The organism is Aeromonas sp. WP2-W18-CRE-05 (assembly GCF_014168615.1).
Lineage (GTDB): Bacteria > Pseudomonadota > Gammaproteobacteria > Enterobacterales > Aeromonadaceae > Aeromonas > Aeromonas caviae.
Map to the genome: position 1 here is coordinate 1,636,211 of NZ_AP021917.1, position 21,145 is coordinate 1,657,355.

General features: G+C 55.4%; 17 protein-coding genes. 12 read left to right on the top strand and 5 right to left on the bottom strand.

The window, feature by feature from the left end; genetic code table 11:
• Positions 1-66: 66 nt before the first annotated feature.
• Entirely contained in the window at positions 67-930 is an 864-nt protein-coding gene (gene tesB, locus H7R73_RS07915) for an acyl-CoA thioesterase II (protein WP_103260450.1), read from the top strand.
• Between the two features lie 64 nt (positions 931-994).
• Here the strand turns inward: tesB and H7R73_RS07920 are convergent, their stop codons facing one another.
• From H7R73_RS07920 to H7R73_RS07930, 3 genes are all read right to left on the bottom strand, one after another.
• Positions 995-2,170: a dicarboxylate/amino acid:cation symporter gene (locus H7R73_RS07920; RefSeq protein WP_042014198.1), complete on the bottom strand. Its 1,176-nt coding sequence runs from the start codon at positions 2,168-2,170 to the stop codon at positions 995-997.
• 168 nt (positions 2,171-2,338) lie between these two features.
• Positions 2,339-2,902 carry a class I SAM-dependent methyltransferase gene (locus H7R73_RS07925; RefSeq protein ID WP_232092752.1) on the bottom strand — a complete coding sequence of 188 codons (564 nt, stop codon included), beginning with the start codon at positions 2,900-2,902 and terminating at the stop codon, positions 2,339-2,341.
• Positions 2,903-2,992: 90 nt separating this feature from the next.
• Positions 2,993-3,628: a TetR family transcriptional regulator gene (locus H7R73_RS07930; RefSeq protein WP_010673709.1), complete on the bottom strand. Its 636-nt coding sequence runs from the start codon at positions 3,626-3,628 to the stop codon at positions 2,993-2,995.
• Positions 3,629-3,782: 154 nt separating this feature from the next.
• Between H7R73_RS07930 and H7R73_RS07935 the strand changes: the two genes are divergently transcribed.
• From H7R73_RS07935 to H7R73_RS07965, 7 genes are all read left to right on the top strand, one after another.
• Positions 3,783-4,964, top strand: coding sequence for an efflux RND transporter periplasmic adaptor subunit (locus tag H7R73_RS07935; protein ID WP_010673710.1), 1,182 nt, complete (start codon positions 3,783-3,785; stop codon positions 4,962-4,964).
• Between the two features lie 17 nt (positions 4,965-4,981).
• Positions 4,982-8,131: an efflux RND transporter permease subunit gene (locus H7R73_RS07940; RefSeq protein WP_103260448.1), complete on the top strand. Its 3,150-nt coding sequence runs from the start codon at positions 4,982-4,984 to the stop codon at positions 8,129-8,131.
• On the top strand, positions 8,124-9,536 hold the full coding sequence (locus H7R73_RS07945; protein WP_103260447.1) for an efflux transporter outer membrane subunit: 1,413 nt from the start codon (positions 8,124-8,126) through the stop codon (positions 9,534-9,536). Before H7R73_RS07940 ends, H7R73_RS07945 begins: the two co-directional genes overlap by 8 nt.
• Positions 9,537-9,865: 329 nt before the next feature.
• Positions 9,866-10,861 (top strand): sulfate ABC transporter substrate-binding protein, encoded by a 996-nt coding sequence (locus H7R73_RS07950; protein ID WP_042881496.1) that lies wholly within the window; start codon positions 9,866-9,868, stop codon positions 10,859-10,861.
• Between the two features lie 371 nt (positions 10,862-11,232).
• Entirely contained in the window at positions 11,233-12,321 is a 1,089-nt protein-coding gene (locus H7R73_RS07955) for a tyrosine-type recombinase/integrase (RefSeq protein WP_182951601.1), read from the top strand.
• 154 nt (positions 12,322-12,475) lie between these two features.
• Positions 12,476-14,455: a DEAD/DEAH box helicase gene (locus H7R73_RS07960; protein WP_182951602.1), complete on the top strand. Its 1,980-nt coding sequence runs from the start codon at positions 12,476-12,478 to the stop codon at positions 14,453-14,455.
• On the top strand, positions 14,452-15,090 hold the full coding sequence (locus H7R73_RS07965; protein ID WP_182951603.1) for a hypothetical protein: 639 nt from the start codon (positions 14,452-14,454) through the stop codon (positions 15,088-15,090). The genes H7R73_RS07960 and H7R73_RS07965 overlap by 4 nt, the downstream gene beginning before the upstream one ends.
• A 538-nt stretch (positions 15,091-15,628) precedes the next feature.
• Here H7R73_RS07965 and H7R73_RS07970 read toward each other — a convergent pair.
• A complete protein-coding gene (locus H7R73_RS07970; protein ID WP_011191341.1) occupies positions 15,629-16,903 on the bottom strand; it encodes an IS4-like element ISApu2 family transposase in 1,275 nt (424 codons plus the stop codon).
• A gap of 470 nt (positions 16,904-17,373) precedes the next feature.
• Here H7R73_RS07970 and H7R73_RS24140 point away from each other — a divergent pair, with 470 nt between their 5' ends.
• The 4 genes from H7R73_RS24140 to H7R73_RS07990 all read left to right on the top strand — a co-directional run bounded on the left by H7R73_RS24140 (position 17,374) and on the right by H7R73_RS07990 (position 20,109).
• The gene (locus H7R73_RS24140) at positions 17,374-17,646 is read left to right on the top strand and encodes a hypothetical protein (RefSeq protein WP_232092753.1); all 273 of its coding nucleotides are present in this window, start codon (positions 17,374-17,376) and stop codon (positions 17,644-17,646) included.
• A 191-nt stretch (positions 17,647-17,837) separates the two neighbouring features.
• The gene (locus H7R73_RS07980; protein WP_139737368.1) at positions 17,838-18,209 is read left to right on the top strand and encodes a hypothetical protein; all 372 of its coding nucleotides are present in this window, start codon (positions 17,838-17,840) and stop codon (positions 18,207-18,209) included.
• 134 nt (positions 18,210-18,343) lie between these two features.
• On the top strand, positions 18,344-19,021 hold the full coding sequence (locus H7R73_RS07985; RefSeq protein WP_139737369.1) for a hypothetical protein: 678 nt from the start codon (positions 18,344-18,346) through the stop codon (positions 19,019-19,021).
• A gap of 170 nt (positions 19,022-19,191) precedes the next feature.
• Positions 19,192-20,109 carry an Abi family protein gene (locus H7R73_RS07990; RefSeq protein ID WP_182951604.1) on the top strand — a complete coding sequence of 306 codons (918 nt, stop codon included), beginning with the start codon at positions 19,192-19,194 and terminating at the stop codon, positions 20,107-20,109.
• A 143-nt stretch (positions 20,110-20,252) separates the two neighbouring features.
• Here the strand turns inward: H7R73_RS07990 and H7R73_RS07995 are convergent, their stop codons facing one another.
• On the bottom strand, positions 20,253-20,624 hold the full coding sequence (locus H7R73_RS07995) for a tyrosine-type recombinase/integrase (RefSeq protein ID WP_182951605.1): 372 nt from the start codon (positions 20,622-20,624) through the stop codon (positions 20,253-20,255).
• Positions 20,625-21,145 lie beyond the last annotated feature (521 nt).

Genomic DNA, 21,145 nt, shown 5'->3' on the forward strand with positions numbered 1-21,145 from the left:
CATCAGGATGGTTGCCCTGCCGGGACGGGCTTGTTAGCCTTTCGCGCACAAAGACAGGAGAAACCAATGAGCAAGGTACTGGATGAGCTGCTGGCGTTGCTGGCGCTCGAAAAGATCGAGGAGGGCCTGTTTCGGGGCCAGAGCCAGGATCTCGGGTTGCGATCCGTGTTTGGCGGACAGGTGATGGGGCAGGCCTTGTCAGCCGCCAAGCAGACGGTGGCAAGCGACCGCCAGGTCCACAGTTTCCACTCCTACTTCCTGCGCCCCGGGGATGCCAACAAGCCCATCGTCTACGACGTGGAGAACATCCGCGACGGCCAGACCGTCTCCACCCGCCGGGTCAAGGCCATCCAGAATGGCAAGCCCATCTTCTACCTCAACGCCTCCTTCCAGGTGGAGGCGGAGGGCTTCGAGCATCAGACGAAGATGCCGGCCGGCATCACGCCCCCCGAGCAGCTCAAGAGCGAGCTGGAGCTGGTGCGTCCCTACGAGCAGATGATCCCGGCGGCCCTGCGGGACAAGATCCTGTGCGAGAAGCCCATCGAAATTCGCCCCGTGACCCTGGTGGATCCCATCCGCCCGGATGTTCACGAGCCCCTTCGCTACACTTGGTTCAAGGCCAATGGCCCGGTGCCGGACGATCAGCGGGTCCACAACTACCTGCTGGCCTATGCCTCCGACTTCCACTTCCTGTTCGCCGCCCTGCAGCCCCACGGGGTCTCCTACTGGGAGCCGGACATGCAGGTGGCCACCATCGATCACTCCATGTGGTTCCACCGGGAGTTCCGGCTGGACGACTGGCTGCTCTACGTGGTGGACAGCCCGAGCGCCAGCGGCGGTCGGGGTCTGGTGCGCGGCCAGTTCTTCACCCGGGATGGGGTATTGGTGGCGAGCACCATGCAGGAAGGGGTGATCCGTCGCCGGGGCTGAGACGCCCCCTTGCGCCAACGAAAAACGGGAGCCGATGGCTCCCGTTTTTTTATTGCCTGCGCTATCAGGCTGCGTCCTGCTCGGTGCTGAGTGCTGGCTCGCCCCGGGCGAAGCGGTCGGCCCACAGGGCGATGACGCCATCACCGGTGACGTTGCAGGCGGTGCCGAAGCTGTCCTGGGCCAGGTAGAGGGCGATCATCAGGGCGATGGAGGCCTCACCGAAGCCGAGCATGGAAGTGAGCAGGCCGAGCGCGGACATGACACCGCCACCCGGTGCGCCCGGCGCGGCAATCATGATGACGCCCAGCATCATGATGAAGGGCACCATGGTGCCGTAGCCCGGAATGGCCAGGTGTTCGGAGAGGAACATCACCGCCGTGGCGCAGGTCACCAGGGTGATGGTGGAGCCGCACAGGTGGATGGTGGCGCACAGGGGCACGGTGAAGTTGGCGATGCCGTCGCTCACGCCGTTGCGCTTGCTGGCTTGCAGGGCCACCGGAATGGTGGCGGCGCTGGACATGGTGCCAAGGGCGGTGAAGTAGGCGGGCAGCATGTTCTTGATGAGCATGACGGGGGAGCGCCCCTGGGCGAGGCCGGTGCCGACGAACAGGACGCAGAGCCAGATCCAGTGCATGACGATGGCCATCACCAGCACTACCCCGAAGGTCTTGAGGGTGGCGAAGACGGTGCCTTCCACCGTCATCTCGACGAAGACGCCGGCGATGTAGAAGGGGAGCAGGGGAATGATCACGCGTGCCAGCAGGCGGTCGATGATGTCACGGCCCTGATCGGCGACCCGGCGCAGGTCGGTGGCCTGGGTGGCGCTGATGCCGATGCCGAACACGAAGGCGGCGGCCAGGGCCGACATCACCCCGAACAGGGGCGGGATCTCGAGATTGATGTAGGAAGCGAGCTTGGTGGCAGCCTCGGCGGTGGGCTCGGCGGCCGTGGTCAGGTGCGGGATCAGGTGGCTCGCCACGGTGAAGGCGAACAGGCCCGCCAGTATGGTGGAGCAGTAGGAGAGCCCCACCGTCTTGCCCAGCAGCTTGCCGGAGTTCTTCGGCAGGCTGGCGATGCCGCTCATGATGAAAAAGAGGATGATGAGCGGGATGGTGAAGGTGATGAGCTGGCCTATCACCGTCTTGGCGGTGAACAGCACGCGGGCGACCCATTCGGGGGCATAGAGACCGAGCAGCAGGCCGGCGAGGATACCGGCAACCAGATTGAGAACGAGTTTCATGGGGGAATCCAGGTGTTGGTGTCTGATTTGTTATTTAATTTTGAATTTAATGCCGCTTTTTAACACAAACGCCGCATCTTGTCTGCTTTATGGTGGTTAACTTAGGGTTAAATATTGTTAACGGGCTGAATGCCGTGAGGTGTCACTGTCCCCGGGGGCTTTCGCGGATCAGCGCCGCACCAGCAAGGCGTGCAGCCAGGGGCCGTTCACCTCATCTTTCCCCACCCAGTTATGGTGCAGGGTGAAGGGGAGGGGAGCGATCAGGCGTCGCAGCCCCGCCTCGTCGAGCCGGGTCTGCAAGGGATATTCCCCCGACCGTGGCAGCGGTTCGCCCTCCCCGTGGGGGAAGGAGGCGTAGAGGGGGCCCCCGGCCTTGAGCAGGGTGGCCAGATGACCGAGCGCCGGGGCTATCTCGTGTTCGAGCAGACAGGGGAGGGAGCCGCTGGCCCAGATGCCGTCATAGGGAACGACGCTTTGCATCTGCTCGAAGCGGCAGACCCGCACCGGCTGGCCACACAGGCGCGAGGCGGCGGCGGCCTGCGCCCGGCTCGCATCGAAGGCGGTCACGGTGAGGTCTTGCTGGCGAAAGAGGCGCAGATCCTCTCCTGCCCCGCAACCGGCCTCCAGCAGATGACGGCCGCTGCCCAGCAGGGCCAGGAAGAGGGCATGGGCGCCTGCCACGAGGGCGGGGCGAGGGGCGGCGTCGTGCGCCGGCGCGGGGGCGTGTGGCAAGGGTGTCGGGCTCATCGTGGTGGGGGGCGTTACTCTAGCAGGTTTGCCCCCGGCTGTTGAGCATTGGCGGGGGCGGCGCGTCTTGCCGACTCAGGGGTGGCGGCGAAGGGTGGGGCTCGCGATGAGGGTGAACAGGGTATCGAGGAGGAAGTCCGACTCTTCAATCAGATCGATGCGATCCGGGAAGTGCAGCCAGTTGATGATGTAGCCGTCCAGGGTGCAGTGGAGCAGGGTGGCGGCGCGGCGCAGATCCAGCCCCTCGGGCAGTTGGCCGCGACGCACGGCATTGGCCAGGGTGATCTCCAGATCCCGGAAGAAATTCATGGATTGCAGGTGCATGTGCTCGCGCATGACGGCGGCCTCTCCCTCCATGGATTCCAGATTGAACATGATGGTGAACATCTGCTGGTGGGCGGGCTCGGTGCTGATCTTGAGCATCACCTCCTTGAGAAAGCTGCGCAGCTTGCCCAGAGGATCCGGCTCCGCCTCGTCGACGCAGGCATCGAGCTGGTGGGAGAGGGGGGCACACAGCTCCTCCCACAGGGTGACGAACAGCTCTTCTTTATTCTTGAAGTGCCAGTAGATGGCGCCCCGGGTGAGGTCCGTCGCCTTGGCGATATCGGTCAGGCTGGTGCGTGCCAGCCCCTGTTGGCAGAAGAGATCCAGGGCCGTGCTCATGATGTTGCAGCGGGTTTGCTGCGCCTCTTCTTTGGTGCGTCTGGCCATTGACTCCGGTCCTGTTTAAAAGTGAAAAAAGTTTCTTACATACATTCATGAATGTATGTATATTGCCTCATCTTCGCCGTTTTACCAACAGGGGCCTTATAAACCCTGTGGTTTTGTCACTTCTTTTTGATTGAAACTGAGGTTCAGAGACTTGATGCATAAACATATTCTCGCACGTTCGGTCGGCCTTGCCTTGCTGGCAAGCGGCCTGCTGGCTGGCTGTGGTGACAAGGACGGGGCCCAGCAGGCCATGGGGGAGATGCCTCCCGCCGCCGTGGACGTGGTCACCCTCCATACGGCCCCCCTGCAACTGTTGTCCGAGCTCACCGGCCGCACCGCCCCCCTGCGGGTAGCCGAGGTGCGTCCCCAGGTGAACGGCATCATCCTCAAGCGCCTGTTCACCGAGGGGAGCGACGTCAAGGCCGGTCAACTGCTCTATCAGATTGATCCCGCCGTCTATCAGGCCGAAGTGGCTTCCGCCAAGGCCAACCTCGCCAAGGCCGAGGCCAACGAGCGCAGCGCCCGCCTCAAGGCCCAGCGCTACGCCGAGCTGGTGAAGGTGAAAGCCATCAGCAGCCAGGAGTATGACGACGCCGACGCGGCCTGGAAACAGCAGCTGGCCGAGATCGGGGCCGCCAAGGCCGCATTGCAGACCGCCAACATCAACCTGGCTTACACCCGCATCACGGCCCCCATCAGCGGCCGCATCGGCAAGTCGGCGGTGACCGAGGGTGCCCTGGTCACCGCCCAGCAGGCGGACAGCCTCACCTCCATCTCCCAGCTCGATCCCATGTACGTGGACGTGCGCCAGTCCACCGCCGACCTGCTGCGCCTCAAGCGCCTGGTGGCCGAGGGCAAGCTGACCCAGGGGGAGAAGGACGGGGCCGGTGTCAGCTTCCAGCTGGAAGATGGCAGCCAGTATGGCGAGAAAGGAGCCCTCCAGTTCTCCGACGTGACCGTGGACGAGGCGACCGGCATGGTGACCCTGCGGGTGATCGTGCCCAACCCGGATCAACTGCTGTTGCCCGGCATGTTCATGCGCGCCACCCTGCAGGAGGGCGAGCGCCCGCAAGGCCTGCTGGTGCCCCAGACTGCCGTGACCCGTACCCCCAAGGGCGGTGCCACCGTCATGGTGGTGACGGCGGACAACAAGGTGGAACTGCGTGAAGTGCAGGTCGGCCGCATGTCCGGCGACAGCTGGGTGGTGGAGTCCGGTCTCAAGGCTGGCGAGAAGGTGATCGTCGCCGGTCTGCAGAAAGTCAAACCCGGGGTCGTGGTGGCGCCCACTGAACGTGCCGGTAACAGCGCACAACAGACCCCGGCAACCAAGCAGTAGGATGGAGTAGTCGCCTCATGGCACGTTTTTTCATAGATAGACCCATTTTCGCCTGGGTGATCGCCCTGGTGATCATGCTGGCCGGGGCCATGGCCATCATCGGCCTGCCGGTGGCCCAGTACCCGACCATCGCCCCGCCGGCGGTTGGCATCTCCGCCAGCTACCCGGGGGCCTCCGCCAAGACGGTGGAAGACTCGGTGACCCAGATCATCGAGCAGAACATGACCGGGCTGGATCACCTGCTCTACATGTCGGCGCAATCCGACTCGTCAGGGAACGTCAGCGTGACCCTCACCTTCAAGCCGGGCACGGATCCCGACATCGCCCAGGTGCAGGTGCAAAACAAGCTGCAACAGGCCATGTCGCTCCTGCCCCAAGAGGTGCAGCAACAGGGCGTGCGGGTACAGAAGACCTCCAGCAGCTTCCTGATGGTGGCCGCCTTCATCTCCACCGATGGCGCCATGACCAACGATGACCTGGCGGACTATGTGGTAGCCAACATCAAGGAGCCCCTGAGCCGTCTGGACGGGGTCGGTGACATCACCTTGTTCGGCAGCCAGTACTCCATGCGTGTCTGGCTCGATCCCCACAAGCTCAACCGGGTGCAGATGACCCCGGCCGACATTCAGGCCGCCATCAAGGCCCAGAATGCCCAGGTTGCCTTCGGCAAGCTGGGGGGGACCCCTGCGGTGAGCGATCAGCAATTTACCGCCACCATCATGGGCCAGACCCGGCTCTCCACCGTGGAGGAGTTCAACAACATCCTGCTGCGGGTGAACCAGGATGGCTCCAAGGTCCAGCTCAAGGACGTGGCCCGGGTCGAACTTGCCGGTGAAAACTACGACGCGACCGCGCTCTACAACGGCCAGGCCACCGCCGCCGTCGCCATCAAGCTGGCGACCGGTGCCAACGCCCTGGACACCGCCGAGCACGTGCGGACCAAGCTGGGTGAACTCTCCGAGTACTTCCCGGCCAACATGGAGATCGTCTATCCCTACGACACTACGCCGTTCGTGAAGATCTCCATCGAGGAGGTGGTGCAGACCCTGATCGAGGCGATCTTCCTGGTGTTCTGCGTCATGTATCTGTTCTTGCAGAACTTCCGGGCGACCCTGATTCCGACCATCGCGGTGCCCGTGGTCCTGCTCGGCACCTTCGGGGTGATGGCGGCCTTCGGCTTCTCCATCAACACCCTGACCATGTTCGGTCTGGTGCTCGCCATCGGCCTCTTGGTGGATGACGCCATCGTGGTGGTGGAAAACGTGGAGCGTCTGATGAGCGAGGAGGATCTCTCCCCCCTCGAGGCGACCCGCAAGTCCATGACCCAGATCACCGGCGCCCTGGTGGGCATCGCCCTGGTGCTGTCGGCGGTGTTCGTGCCCATGGCCTTCTTCGGTGGCTCTACCGGTGCCATCTATCGCCAGTTCTCCCTCACCATCGTCTCGGCCATGGTGCTCTCGGTGCTGGTGGCCTTGATCCTGACCCCGGCCCTGTGCGCCACCCTGCTCAAACCCATGAAGCACGGTGAATTCGGCGCCCAGCGCGGTTTCTTCGGCTGGTTCAACCGCTTCTTCGACACCAACGCCAACCGTTACCAGAACGGCGTGCGCAAGGTGATCAAGCAGGGCACCCGCTACGGCATCATCTATCTGGCCATGCTGGCGGTGCTGGCGGTGCTCTTCATGCGCATGCCCACCTCCTTCCTGCCGGAAGAGGATCAGGGGGTCATCATGTCCATGGTGCAGCTCCCGGTGGGGGCAACCAAGGAGCGGACCGAGGTGGTGCTCGGGGAGATGCGCGACTACTTCCTCGGGAACGAGAAGGAGAACGTGGACTCCGTGCTGACGGTGGCGGGCTTCAGCTTCGCCGGTAGCGGTCAGAACAGCGGCATGGCCTTCATCAAGCTCAAGGACTGGAGCGAGCGCAAGGGAGAAGAGCGCAGCGCCAATGCCATCATCGGCCGCGCCATGGGGTTCCTGTTCAGCATCAAGGAAGCCCAGGTCTTCGCCTTCAACCTGCCCCCCATTCCGGAACTCGGCACGGCCACCGGCTTCGACTTCTTCCTGCAGGACCGTGGCGGTCTGGGTCATGAGAAGCTGATGCAGGCGCGCAACCAGCTGCTCGGCATGGCGGCGCAGGATCCCAACCTGGTGCGGGTACGCCCGAACGGGATGGAAGACACGCCCCAGCTCGACATCAAGATCGATTACGAGAAGGCGCTGGCCCAGGGGCTCTCCATCACCGACATCAACAACACCCTGTCGGCGGCCTGGGGCTCCTCTTATGTGAACGACTTCGTCGACAGAGGCCGGGTCAAGAAGGTCTATCTGCAGGCGGATGCCCCTTTCCGGATGAACCCGGAAGATCTGAAGCTGTGGTACGTGCGCAACAGCGCGGGCCAGATGGTGCCCTTCTCCGCCTTTGCCAGCACGGAGTGGAGCTTCGGCTCGCCCCGTCTTGAGCGCTACAACGGTGTCTCCGCCATGGAGATCGTCGGTGAGGCGGCCCCGGGCAAGAGTACGGGTGATGCCATGGCGGCCATCGAGGAGATGGTGAAGCAGTTGCCGGAAGGGATCGGCATCGAGTGGACCGGCCTCTCCTTCCAGGAGCGTCAGGCAGGCTCCCAGGCGCCGGCCCTGTACGCCATCTCGCTCCTGGTGGTCTTCCTCTGTCTGGCGGCCCTCTACGAGAGCTGGAGCATTCCGTTCTCGGTCATGCTGGTGGTGCCGCTCGGGGTGCTGGGGGCCATTTTGGCCGCGACCCTGCGCGGGCTTGAGAATGACGTCTACTTCCAGGTGGGCCTGCTCACCACGATCGGGCTGTCGGCCAAGAACGCCATCCTCATCGTCGAGTTCGCCAAGGAGCTGCACGACAAGGGGATGAGGCTTGGGGATGCGGTGGTGGAGGCCTCGCGTCAGCGTCTGCGCCCCATCCTGATGACCTCGCTCGCCTTCATCCTGGGGGTACTGCCCCTGGTGATCAGCACCGGGGCGGGCGCCAGCAGCCGAAACGCCATCGGGACCGGCGTGATGGGGGGGATGATCAGTGCCACCGTGCTCGCCATCTTCTTCGTGCCGCTGTTCTTTGTGCTGGTGATGCGCTATTTCACCGAACGCAAGCATGCCGGGGAAGAGTGTGTCCACACCAAGGAGATCAACCATGACTAAGACCCTGATCGCCCTGGGCGTGACCCTGATGATGGGGGGCTGCTCCATGGTCCCCGACTACCAGCGCCCCGAGCTGCCCCAAGGCGTCTCCTGGCAAGCTGACCTGGCCGCCGGGGAACTTGCCCCCTGGCGCCAGCAGTTCCAGGACCCGGCCCTGCAGACGCTGATCGGCACCGCCCTTGAGAGCAACCGGGATCTGCGCCTGGCAGCCCTCAACGTCGAGGCCTACGAGGCGAAATACCGTATCCAGCGGGCGGCCCAGTTGCCGACCCTGGCCGCCAGTGGCAGCGGCACCCGCCAGCAGGGATCCGACGATCTCAGTAGTACGGGGCAGGGCACCATCAGCAGCCAGTACGGCGCCAACATCGGCATCACCGCCTATGAGCTGGATCTGTTTGGCCGGATCCAGAGCCTGAAAGATCAGGCCCTTGAGACCTATCTGGCGCAAATCGAGACCCAGCGCAGCACCCAGATTGCGCTGGTGGCCTCGGTGGCCAATGCCTACTTCACCTTGCTGGCGGATCAGGAGTTGCTGGCCCTGAGCCAGGCGACCCTCGCCACCGAGCAGGAGAGCTATGCCCTGACCGAGCACAAATACCGCCTGGGCGCCGCCTCCGAGATGGAGCTGGCCCAGGGACGCACGGCACTGGAAAACGCCAAGGTCAGCCAGGCGCAATACCAGCGTCTGGTGAAGCAGGACAGAAACGGTCTGGCCCTGCTGCTTGGCACCGATATCCCGGTACTGGCGGCACAACCGGCCACCCTGGCCGAGGTGAAACTGGCGCCGATCCCGGTGGGGGCTCCCTCCAGCCTGTTGCAGCAACGCCCGGACATCCTGGCGGCGGAGCACAACCTGAAGGCGGCCAACGCCAACATAGGGGCGGCCCGCGCCGCCTTCTTCCCGACCATCTCGCTCACCGCGACGGCTGGCACCGCCAGCAACCAGCTGAGCGGTCTGTTTGACGGCGGCACCGGCACCTGGACCTTCATGCCCCAGATCAATCTGCCCATCTTCGATGGCGGCAAGCGCGTTGCGGATCTGGACGTGGCCGAGGTGGGGACCAGGCAGGCGGTGGCGAGCTACGAGAAGAGCATCCAGACCGCCTTCAAGGAGGTCGCGGACACCCTCGGTGCCCAGGCGGACTACGCGCAGCAGTTGCAGGCGCAACAGGCACTGGTGGATGCCAACCAGACCTACTTCAGGCTGGCGGAGGTGCGTTACGAGCAAGGGGTGGACAGCTACCTGACCCGCCTCGATGCCCAGCGCTCCCTGTTCAGCGCCAAGCAGGGGCTCATCAGCACCCGGCTCGCCCAGCTGAGTAACCAGGTCGCCCTCTACAAGGCCGTCGGTGGCGGCTGGCAGGCGCCGAAGGACGCAGAGTTGGCATCAGACAAACAGGGTTGACCCGTCGGGGTTGACGTAAAAAGCATCAGGGGTGAACCACTAGGTTCGCCCCGTTTTTTATCTGTCATGTCGAGAAGCCAAATCGAGGCAGGTGACAACGGCGCTCCCTGCCCGGGGCAGGGAGCGGGCAGGAGGTGCCCCACGCTCATGGGCGCCGTCCTCGGCAGCCATCATGGCCCGCCTGGAGGTGACTACCTCATCGCCGTCATCCGTTGCGCCGGACCCAGGAGATGCCATTTATCGCATAAGCTGAGCAGTAATTATTCTTTCAAAGAATAAATGGTCGGCTCTTATAGTCAGTCACTCGCCCCTCATTCCAAGGATGTGAAATGAAACGACTCGTGCCCGCCACCCTGCTTGTTGCAGGACTGGCTCTCGCCCCGCTGGCCCAGGCGACCACCCTGCTCAACGCCTCCTATGACGTGATGCGCGATTTTTACAAGGAGTACAACGGAGCCTTCCTGAAGCACTGGCAGGCCGAAGGCGGGGAGCCACTGCAGATCAACATGTCCCACGGCGGATCGAGCAAGCAGGCGCGCGCCGTCATCGACGGCCTGCCCGCCGATGTCATCACCATGAACATGGCCACCGACATCAACGCCCTCGCCGAGCATGGGGGCCTGGTGCCCAAGGGGTGGGCGGATCGCCTGCCGGATCACAGCGCCCCCTTCACCTCGGCCACCGTGTTCATCGTGCGAAAGGGCAACCCCAAGGGGTTGAAGGATTGGCCTGATCTGCTCAAGGAGGGGGTACAGGTCATCGTGCCCAACCCCAAGACCTCGGGGAACGGCCGCTACACCTATCTGTCTGCCTGGGGGTATGTGCTGGAGCAGGGGGGCGATGAAGATGCGGCCAGGGCATTTGTCGGGAAGCTGTTCAAGCAGGTTCCCGTGCTCGACACCGGCGGCCGCGCCGCCACCACCACCTTCATCCAGAACCGCATAGGGGACGTGCTGGTCACGTTCGAAAACGAAGCCGAGATGATTGCCCGGGAGTTCGGTCGTGGCAGCTTCGAGGTGGTCTATCCGAGCGTCACCGCCGTGGCCGAGCTGCCGGTGTCAGTGGTGGACAAGGTGGTCGACAAGCAGGGTACCCGCAAGGAGGCCGAAGCCTATCTGGCCTATCTCTGGTCCGACGAAGGCCAACGCATCGCTGCCAGCAACTATCTACGCCCGCGCAACCCGGCGATCCTCGCCGAGTTTGCAGACCGTTTCCCGAACGCCACCTTCCTCGACGTGGTGAAGACCTTCGGCGCGTGGCCTGTGATCCAGCGCACTCACTTCAAGGAGGGCGGGGTGTTCGACCAGATCTATGCCCAGCGCTGAGGGGCCTCTGGATAACGATGCTCACCCAGGTGCAGCCGGGGCGTGGCTGCCTGGCTGCCCTCTCTGTCGGTGGGGCCAGGTTGGTGCGTCAGGCTCTGAAAGATGAACAGGACCGTCTCGGATGGTGGGGGAGGGTGTTCTGGCGCAGTCACTTCGGCGTCTTGGCCAGAGACCCGAGACAAACAGCACGAAGGGTTGGCCTCGCACTGAGGCCAACCCTTCGTCTGTCTGGTGCCGGTAATAGGAGTCGAACCTACGACCTTCGCATTACGAAAGCAAACTGCAATTCATATAAATCAATAGCTTTTTCTATTTAATAGGGTTTATGCCACAATCTTGCCACACTCAGCAGCAAGTTATGGTATTTGGCTATGGCAACGTTCCGTAAGCGCGGCCCCTATCAATGGGAAGCCCAGGTACGCCGCAAGGGGTATCCGGCTCAGAGTAAAACCTTCAACACAAAGGCGGAGGCGGAGGCCTGGTCTAAAGTCATTGAATCTGAGATGACCCGAGGGATTTGGGTCAGCAGAGCCGAAGCTGAAGCAACCTCGCTTTATGAGGCTCTATGCCGCTATGAAACTGAGGTTGTTCCGCATAAAAAGGGAGCCGTGCAAGAGCTCTCACTGATCCGCATCTACAAGACATTACCTTTGTCATCACGCGCATTGGCATCCATTCGTGGAGCGGATGTTGCAAAGCTAAGAGACGAGTGGCTGAAAGATTATCAACCTGCAACAGTCCTCCGGCGGCTTGCCCTGCTCTCCCACGTCTTCAACATGGCCCGTAAAGAATGGGGAATGGAAAGTCTATCCAATCCATTGGAGCTAATTCGTAAGCCCCAAGCTGATAACGCACGTACAAGGCGTATAGCAGCTTCTGCAACGTCAGCACATTGTCCCCAGAGCCAGGATGAAGAAAGCGCACATAGAGCATCAGAAGGTGAAATAGAGCGGATCATCGCTGCCAGTAGCTCAAGGGTCTTACCATCGTTGGTCATACTGGCATTGGAAACAGCCATGCGGCGGAGTGAGCTGGTTAGCTTGCGCTGGGAGCACATCGATCTGGAACGCAGAGTTGCACACCTGCCATCGACCAAAAATGGCAGTGCGCGTGATGTGCCACTTTCAACTCGCGCGGTTGTTACTCTGCAATCTATGGGAGTCACTGCTACAGGTAGAGTTTTTGATATCAGACCTGATGCGGTAACGCGAGCTTTTGAACGGGCAGTCCAGCGCGCTAGACAGACCTACGAGCTAGAGTGTAAAGCCCAAGGTGTGATGCCAGTAACCAACTTTCTCAGTGACCTGCGTTTCCACGATCTGCGCCATGAAGCCACTTCTCGTCTGGCTGAGATATTTCCTATGCACGAACTCACAAAGATCACCGGACATAAAGACCCGAGAATGCTAATGCGGTACTATCATCCAAGAGCGGAAGACTTAGCCAGAAAGCTATCATGACTAACCATCTTTTATTATGCTCATTTGTACGACTTTATAATCATTGTCATTCAAAAAATTGGTTGTGATGAAGCATCCAGAGCAATTACAATAATTACAATTTTTTAAATTAAACATTCATATTAGTTTAACGAAATGAAGTTTGAGGTGATATATGTCTGACTATTGTTTTTATACACATGATGCCTTAGCCATTGCAGAGCGAGTAAACATAAAAGAACAAATTGATAGCTTTGCAGAGGAACATAAAAAACAAACTTATGTATTATGCAAGCCCCTATCCAAAGAAGATGCATCTTATGAATATAATGATGCTTTAGCCATATTCTCCAGCGGAATGAAGCCATGCTTAATCAACACTGGCGGAGATGAAAAAAAATTCAATTATTTTGTGGATGATTTCTTGGAAGATGTGTCATTCTTGGCAGAAAAATTTAAATATAGAGAAAAAATTGGAAGAAAAAGAGATTGGGAGAAGTACTTTCAGATTGTTGATCTAGGTGATTTAGATTTAGATTCATATTTGGCTGACAAAGTGTTGGCTAGGCACGTTGATCTCATTACATCTTTAATTGTCGGTAGTATTAATGATGTTTCAAGAATAAAGATTGAAACCGATAACTTACTTGATAGCGTAAAGTCAAAAATAATACTTTTTGATACTGATCAAACCAGTTTTGTATTCAAAACTGGCCCAGAGAAAAAATTTGTAATCCAGGGATTGGCTGGCTCAGGAAAAACAGAGCTATTACTACATAAGGTCAAGGAGATTTTTGCGCATGACACAGACTCAAGAATTGCATTTACTTGTTTTAATAAGATTTTAGCTAAAACAATGAAAAGTAGAATTCCCGAGTTTTTCGACTTCATGCGAGTTGACAGACAGATTGAGTGGGATTCTAAGTTTTTTTGCTTCCAGTCATGGGGTAGTGGAAAAGATCCTCATTCAGGAATGTATCGTTATATTTGTCATTTTTATAACATTCCATTCGGAACATACGGCTCAGGTTCATTAGATTACCATAGCCAAAAAGCCATAGAGTTCTTATCAAAGAATGGGGTACATGAAAAAGCATTTGATTACGTTTTTGTTGATGAAAGTCAAGATTTTCCTGCAAGTTTTTTACAACTATGTGAGTTGGTTACATCTAAAAAAGTATTCATTGCTGGGGATGTATTTCAAAATATATTCAGACCGATTGATGAAGGTGTCAGCACAGCCAATATGGTCTTGAAAAAATGCTATAGAACAGACCCTAAAAACTTGATGTTTTCTCATGCGTTAGGTATGGGATTGTTTGAAAAACCTGTCCTGAGATGGTTGAAGCCGGAGGAATGGGATGCATGTGGTTACAATTACAATGATAGCGATGGAAGAGCACATTTAACACGTGACCCTCTAAGACGATTTGAAGACATACCGAGTGACTATCCAAGTACCTCGCTACATATTTTAGAGGAGAGTGCTGATATCTCCGATAACATAATAGCGATGATCCAAAGCATTAGAGATAGATATCCTTCAGTAGAGCAAGGTGATATCGCTGTAATCTTTATAGATACAGAAAATTACATTTATGATGAAATCTCAAAGTTAAGACTGAAAATTAAAAGCCAATATAATTGGGAATCCAATGTCTCATTTGAGACAAAAAACAGACTAACAGATAAACTATTTATATCTAATATCAATAATGCTAAGGGCCTAGAATTTCCTTTTGTAATTTGCTTCGCCAAACAACTTAGGTATTATCCTAGCTTTCGAAATGCTCTTTATACGATGATGGCCAGGTCATTTTTAGAAAGTCATCTGTTATTAAGCCATGATACTGACTCTGCCGTATTTGAGACTATCTCAACAGGCTTAGAACAGTTAACAGCAAGTAATGAGTTGAATGTTCGAGTACCAACTGCAGAGGAAATTGAAAAACAGAAGGATCTGTTTGTTTTGGCAGAAGGTCTTTCTATAGAGAAAACTGTAAAACGTTACTGTGAGTCAAGAAAAGCCACACCTCGGTTAGTTGCCAAAATTATCAGCACAGTATCTACAATGCTTGAGGGGATAGAAGATTATTCAGAGGAATATCTCTTAACAATTGTTGAAGCTGAGTACATCCGGAATAGAAAACTATGAGTGTTTATTTATTCACAGATATACCTGATTACCATCTGGATGACTTTGTGGCAGTAAGGAACTCTTATGATAACTTTCTTAATGTATTAACATTGGTAGAGACTGTTAACCGTTGTGGTCACTGCCGTACTGAAAATGAAGATGAAGCAGTTTTTGCTATATTTACTGGCAATACAACTCGGATTTTGATTAAAAAGGATTTAGGCTTTTATACTATGTGCCTACCATTTCAAATAATTGATTTTGGTGGAAACATTAGCTTTAACTACGATGAGTATAACATGCCGATAACCGCATTATTTATCTCTATAATGAGAAGTTGTGTCGAAGCCTGTCGGGACTATGGATACTCACATGAAGATATAATAGAAAATATAGTAGTGAACTACAACATTGATGTGAGAGCTGCAGTTAATTATTGTGATATATTCACAAGCTTGATGACTGAAGATCATGGTTATTTTAGATTTGATGATGACGATAAAAATAAAAATGGACGAATCCATCCAAGATACCATTTTGATTTCTACTATAAAAACTCATCTTCAATTAAGATTGGAGTTGATAGAAACATAGGGTTTGATTTTTTCAAACGATTGTTTGACCATACATCAGAAAGACCTTACATCAAATAAAGCACCACTTAATATTATGACTTAACATATAAAACGATATTGATGGGGAGTAGGTAGCAATGGTATGTCGCTGGTGCGGCATACCATTCAATAAATGCCATGATATTTTTATGTAATTATCAAGGTAATCCGTTGCCATATGCATCAATATTAAAGATTTTACATCAACTGTCATTTTTTATTCTTCGTTTAAGCAATTCAAGTTTCATTAGTCTACTTGACCTAACCATATCTGTACGCAGTGAATTCAACTCATGCTTGGTAAGCAGTCTCACTTTTTTATCACTTTCACGCCTCGCAGTCATTTAACTCTCACTTAATCAATTAAGATGTTTATCTTGATAGTAAATTATATTTTAAAACATAAGTGCAAACATTAAAAGTTATTTTCTATGCAGTCAGTTTATATTATATATTTCGTATTGCATTTATAATCTAGCTGCTATTCCCCCCCACAATAATTAATTAAACTTTCTATCCTATATTAGCTGTACAGCAACCCCTTTGAGCACCGTAGGTGCGAATCATGTACAGAACCTTAAGCGGCAAGCGAATTAATAATACCGTCTAACGTGTTGTTTTGCTTGGATTTTCTCTGCCTACTCTTTTTGCCGTTTTTGGATAAATACACCATTGCCCACTCCAACTTCTCTGTTATTTCCTGCCACGCACCATGGATGATGCTCGCCAATATCGGCATTAACCAAAGCGCGCTGTTTTTGGCAATCTTCAGCATCGATAACTCCGCGCTGCCAATCAGCGTCAGCGCCAGCCGACGTTTGACCAGCAAGGCCAGCAAACTAGCCCAGATCAAGCCTTCCGCTATCGCTTTTTGTCGTGTCGCGAACGCCTTCAACCGGTTATGTGATTTCAGCTCTTTGAACAACAGTTCGATCTGCCAACGGCAACGATACAATGCCATCACCTTCTCGGCTGGCCATCGCTCACGCGGAAGATTGGTCATCCATATACAGAACCGTTTTTCCTCTGCAAACCAACGTCTTATGAGTCGATATTTATACTTTCCCGAACTCACATCCAGATCCAGAACCTCGGCTCTGCAGCTTCTCCGATCGATATCCTTGAGCTTTTTTCCGAGTAACTTGGGCATTTCCCTGCCGTCCTGTCGGTAAGCTGCCTGTACTTTGGGATTGAGATTTTGACTCCCTCTGACCAGATAGCTTCCTTTGGCTTTGGTCACATCAGCAAAGTACTCGCGGCTGATGTAACCGGCATCCGCCAATAACAGTTTGTTATTTAACGAATTTGCGGCCGGAAGATGCTTGCGCTCCGATTCGGTATCCGCCGTGATACTCATCGATATCGGCGACTGGTCCAGCAAGGACATGGTCATATGACACTCTACCGCAGCGGGGCTGTGCTTATTGAATCGGCCCGGGAAATGTTCTGCCAATTGCGGATGTAACGCGAATGACGACCCGTCCTGCAGCAGTACCTGCTCAAAGCCTGCCAGTCCGTGGGCGTCCGGTAGACACTCCTTGAGGCGTAAGGCGATGGCTCGTTCAACCAGTGCGCGCATGAACAAGGGAAAACCCTGCTTGCGTAACTGGTTGTGAAAGGGTTTATACGCTATTTGGTCAGTATCATGGAGCTGCAACGCATTGAAATGGCGATGCAAACCAGCAATACCATCCACCTTGTCGCAACCAAGCCCTGAGAGCAGAGCCGGGAGTAGTCTCGCAGGCTGGATATCCCGGAGTCGCTGACAAAAACCGGTAAATTTACCGATCCGGTTGAGTTCAGAAGAGCTAAGAAGTTGCTTGAGGTACTGGGTTGCATTGATAATAGTCATGGCTTCGGGCGTGTCGGTTTTTTTTTGCGATTAAATCAGATCACAAACGAAGCCTTTTTTCTATCTATTTCAATTGGTTGTAGCTAAAGATCCTGTACATGAGGTGCGAATAAGGCTTAGTGAAGAAGCTACTCCGGCGTGCCGGTTAGCTAACTTCACACATCCTGCCCGCAATTCAGCCTTGTAATCATGAAGGAAAGCATGCATCAGCAACAAGGGAAATCATACAAATCATCTGCGGATAGGATAACCAAAGAGAAAACCTATGGTTTTCAATAGGTTTACCCACCTCTTCCATTCACTTTCCATCCCACTTCCATACACTTTACAGATTGGAGCTGAGTGATCAGGATGGAACGCCAAGGGAAAAAATTCCTCAAGCCTGGCTCCCTCACCGGCACCTATGAGGGGTTGTAAGCCGCAACCAGGGGCGCGAGGTACGCGTCGCCTTCGTCGGCCTCTTCGATACCGTGGCAGCAATTGGCCTGGACACCACTGATGACGACAATGCGCCGGTTCGCCTCTACAATGCCCCAGGGGCAGCGGAGAAGGTTGTCCAGTTGGCCGCCAAGGATGAGTACCGGCTCAACTTTGCGCTTAACTCTGTGCAGCCAGAGCATACGGAACTCACGCTTTTCGGTACCCATAGCGATATTGGTGGCGGCTACCTGGCCCAAGTCGAAAAGACGCCGATCGTTTGGGAAGCCAGACCCCAACTACACACCACTTGGCACACCAGTTGATAGCCCGGGATTTAAGGTGATTCTCCCAGAGGATCGCTGGGATAAGACCACACTCAGCAAACAAGAAGGCAAGCCAAGTGAGGCTGCCGCCGGCAAGAACGAGAAGGGCAGCACGGAATAGGGCGGACACCAGTGACACCAGGCTGGCCAGCTGCAATGATGAACCAATCAATCAACACGGAGGGCAAGCGATGTCCTTTACTGCGATCACCCTTGAGGCCGCCCTGGCCATTGAACCGGCCAAGCTATCTGGCGTCATAGACGGGATACCGGTCAACCCGACCAATCCACCAGCCAGAGACATCAAGCACGACGAGCGTGAACCCGAAGAAATGATACTGTGGTGGCGCCAACCGTACCTGCAATGGAATAGCAATGGGCACTGGGATGTTCGATGCCTCGATGGCGGCGCATGGGATCGCCCCACGTTCATAGGCAACCATGAAGAGCTGGCCAGCGCCATAGAACTGGCTAAGAAGCCTACCCGCGCCTATGCCATAGGGGAGAAGCAGGCCTTAGAGAACGGCGAGGCCCTAATGAGATCGCTGGGGCTTGATGAATGAGGCAAGGGCGCCACATCGGCGCCCTTGCTTTTTGCACAAACAATTAAAATCACGCACGAGATTGACTGCTTAGGCATAAAATCGTAACTTCATGCTTAATTGGTTTGTTTTATGGTCAATTGGAGGTGCGTAAAATGGCATTTAGAGCGAACGACGAGATTCAGCGAGGGACGGAACGGGCTGTTCGGTATCTCACCCCATCAGATGGAAACCCGGCGCAGAGGGCAGATGCCAAGGAGCTGGTGCTCAAACTGATCGAAGACTATGGGCCAGTAGTAGATTCATATCCCGTCTGGCACCCAATAGTTGATCTGCCAAACAAATACGCCGGCATACGTGATTGGGCGCGAACAGCACCATGCGAAGACATCGGGTATCACGGGCTTGATCATACGATCTACCTGGCGAACGCGATCATCACCTGCCCCTATAGCCACGCCACCAAAACAGTGCTGAACGCCGCTGCAGCCCTTAGCCATCCTGACGGGTACTTTGAGGCAGAAGAGATAGGAATCCCTCTATACAACCTGAGTGCCACTCCGATTTTGATCCGCTTTGAGTGGCTTTGTGGCCTAGAGCCAAGCAGACCGATCCCCTCCTCTGTCGCCATCCCCAAGATGCTACTAAAAGAGCTTCCTCACTGGCCAACTGCCCAATGCCCTGAGACTTGGGAGGATATGAAGGACTACCTTATGGGTTCCCCGGCCGGAAGCAGGTCATCCCTGTTTGTTACTCAGGAGACTGGCCAGGCGATGAAAACCATATGGAACACCCTCATCAAAAATGGCGTGTTCACCCCACCGCTGAATTGAGAAAGGGCACCATGATGGCACCCTTTTTCATTCGCGCTGAATTCCAGATAGGACAAAGCCCGCAAGTAGCGGGCTTTGGCCTCAAGTTACAAGGGCACGTCTGTTTCCAGAAAACCCTGTGTCTATATAAGTTATTATATGCACTTTAAAACTCCAGAACAAGGTCTTTTATGCTAAGCCATCTGACCCAGCAACGCCTGGCCACTGTTAGACACTTTTTCAGAACAAAAGATGATGACGATTTACTGGGCTGTTACGCTTGGGCTCAGGCTGTTTCCTCCGGCCTACTACCCATACTGGGTGACTTCGAAATAACCCTTCGCAATGCTTTGCATCGTTCACTCTCACTCCACTACAGCAACCAACAAGCCGACTCTTTCAACTGGATGATACCGCGCCCTAACCCGGTGCCCAACCCATTAAAACCGTTTATAACACCCCTTCACCGCATGGCTTCGCAGAGCATCCAGAACGTGCAGAGCGTGATAACCAAAAAGCCGGCCGCCACTCCAGATGACATAGTTGCAGCACTTCCGTTTGGATTCTGGGAAAACCTCATCGCTTCCCTTGATCACGTCTCTCACTCAAGGCGGCACCCCAACTTACAGTACGACATTCTGTCCGCCGCATTCCCTCACGCACCCCTCCAGCAGGGCCTACATTTCGGAGATCCACAGTTCAAACAAGATCTTACCAACCTTCTTTACAGAATCAGAGACATTAGAAATCGTGTTGGGCACCACGACGCGATCTGGAGAATCCCCGAGTTTAACAGCTCAGGTGCTGCTGGCTTCACCCCGCGCCACCCTCGCCACACTGTTATCTCGATAGCACAAGCCATCGACAAGATTGCCTGGCTGGCCGGCTGGATTGACCCCGCCATACCTGTCTACATGCAGAGAACCAGCCACTGGTCTGCACTGAAGGCGCTGCTAACTCGCCAGGCGTTGGCCACGTATAGGTTTCATGGTGGATGCAAATCTCTACATCTTGAAAGCCCTGGGAAAATGAGGCGATCTAAGCCAGAGGGCGCTAAGAAAATTGTGAGCAGGATAAAGCAGCGCAAGCTGAACAGTTACCATTTCTAATTGAAGGACGCCATATTGGCGCCCTCTCTCTTATCCCACTCCTTGGCCAGCCCGGTGAGTTAAGCAAACTCACCGGGGATTCGCCTTAACTCACTTGACCTACACCCGGCCAGCCCGACGCATCGCCATCGCCCCCTCGCTGGCTAGGATATCCCTGCAGTAGCGCAGCAGTAGCGCAGCACCATCGCCTCACTACCCCAGCGGCCGGCCTGCATGATCTGCAGGATCGTACAGCTAGACGCAGTCATATCCTGGGCGGCGCCGACCCGGGCACTGTGACCTGTCCACGGCGCAATCCCCATCGAGGAGAGAGCCAGCACCTCGTGAGCCCTAGCAAAGATCCGCTCTATCGTCTTGACGGAGAGTGGGGCGCCGCGCTTGAGGGCTGTCTGATGCCAGCCAAAACCACCGAACAGGGCCGCTTCGCTCTTGTGAGCGTACTCCCGGCCGGCCAGCTGCAGGTACTCCATGATCAGGGATACTGCCTGGCGGGACAGTGCAATTTGGGGTTCCAAGCCGGAATCCCAGATTTTTCCGTCTGGCCCGCAAAGCCAGCACTGGCGAAGGTTGACGGTAAACAGTTGTTTCCAGACACCGTCCATATCAGGGCAAAAACAAGCTCAGAAGTGAGTGGAAAGCGCACAAAAAACCCTGTCGGATAAGGCATGTATACGGAAACATCAGCCTAGAGGTTTACCGGCAGAATTTTCTGGGGTTCCGGCGTAGCCCCCCAAATTGATAGCGTGACGATCCCCACTCAATCCGCAAATATACAGCCTGCTACAGATAAAAAGACCAAATGACCAGCTTAGACAACTAGGTCTATTAGCGAGGTGGGTAATCTCAGTTGTGGCCCTTGCAACCCGTCCAAGGGCTGCAAGGGCCTGTGTCTAGTGGATTATCTTATGGATAATCTTGGATCACTTTTCCAAAAATACCTTAACCACATGTTTTGAAAAGATTTTAAGACCAACTCCTGGGAATGAAAGTGCACCAGTTGGGAACGTTAGTGCACCAGTTCGGGAATGATAGTGCA

Bases quoted from the DNA above. Each gene is read 5' to 3' on its own strand.
- tesB (WP_103260450.1), top strand. From the start codon at position 67: ATGAGCAAGGTACTGGATGAGCTGCTGGCGTTGCTGGCGCTCGAAAAG.
- H7R73_RS07920 (WP_042014198.1), bottom strand. From the start codon at position 2,170: ATGAAACTCGTTCTCAATCTGGTTGCCGGTATCCTCGCCGGCCTGCTG.
- H7R73_RS07930 (WP_010673709.1), bottom strand. From the start codon at position 3,628: ATGGCCAGACGCACCAAAGAAGAGGCGCAGCAAACCCGCTGCAACATC.
- H7R73_RS07935 (WP_010673710.1), top strand. From the start codon at position 3,783: ATGCATAAACATATTCTCGCACGTTCGGTCGGCCTTGCCTTGCTGGCA.
- H7R73_RS07940 (WP_103260448.1), top strand. From the start codon at position 4,982: ATGGCACGTTTTTTCATAGATAGACCCATTTTCGCCTGGGTGATCGCC.
- H7R73_RS07945 (WP_103260447.1), top strand. From the start codon at position 8,124: ATGACTAAGACCCTGATCGCCCTGGGCGTGACCCTGATGATGGGGGGC.
- H7R73_RS07950 (WP_042881496.1), top strand. From the start codon at position 9,866: ATGAAACGACTCGTGCCCGCCACCCTGCTTGTTGCAGGACTGGCTCTC.
- H7R73_RS07955 (WP_182951601.1), top strand. From the start codon at position 11,233: ATGGCAACGTTCCGTAAGCGCGGCCCCTATCAATGGGAAGCCCAGGTA.
- H7R73_RS07960 (WP_182951602.1), top strand. From the start codon at position 12,476: ATGTCTGACTATTGTTTTTATACACATGATGCCTTAGCCATTGCAGAG.
- H7R73_RS07965 (WP_182951603.1), top strand. From the start codon at position 14,452: ATGAGTGTTTATTTATTCACAGATATACCTGATTACCATCTGGATGAC.
- H7R73_RS07970 (WP_011191341.1), bottom strand. From the start codon at position 16,903: ATGACTATTATCAATGCAACCCAGTACCTCAAGCAACTTCTTAGCTCT.
- H7R73_RS07980 (WP_139737368.1), top strand. From the start codon at position 17,838: ATGTCCTTTACTGCGATCACCCTTGAGGCCGCCCTGGCCATTGAACCG.
- H7R73_RS07985 (WP_139737369.1), top strand. From the start codon at position 18,344: ATGGCATTTAGAGCGAACGACGAGATTCAGCGAGGGACGGAACGGGCT.
- H7R73_RS07990 (WP_182951604.1), top strand. From the start codon at position 19,192: ATGCTAAGCCATCTGACCCAGCAACGCCTGGCCACTGTTAGACACTTT.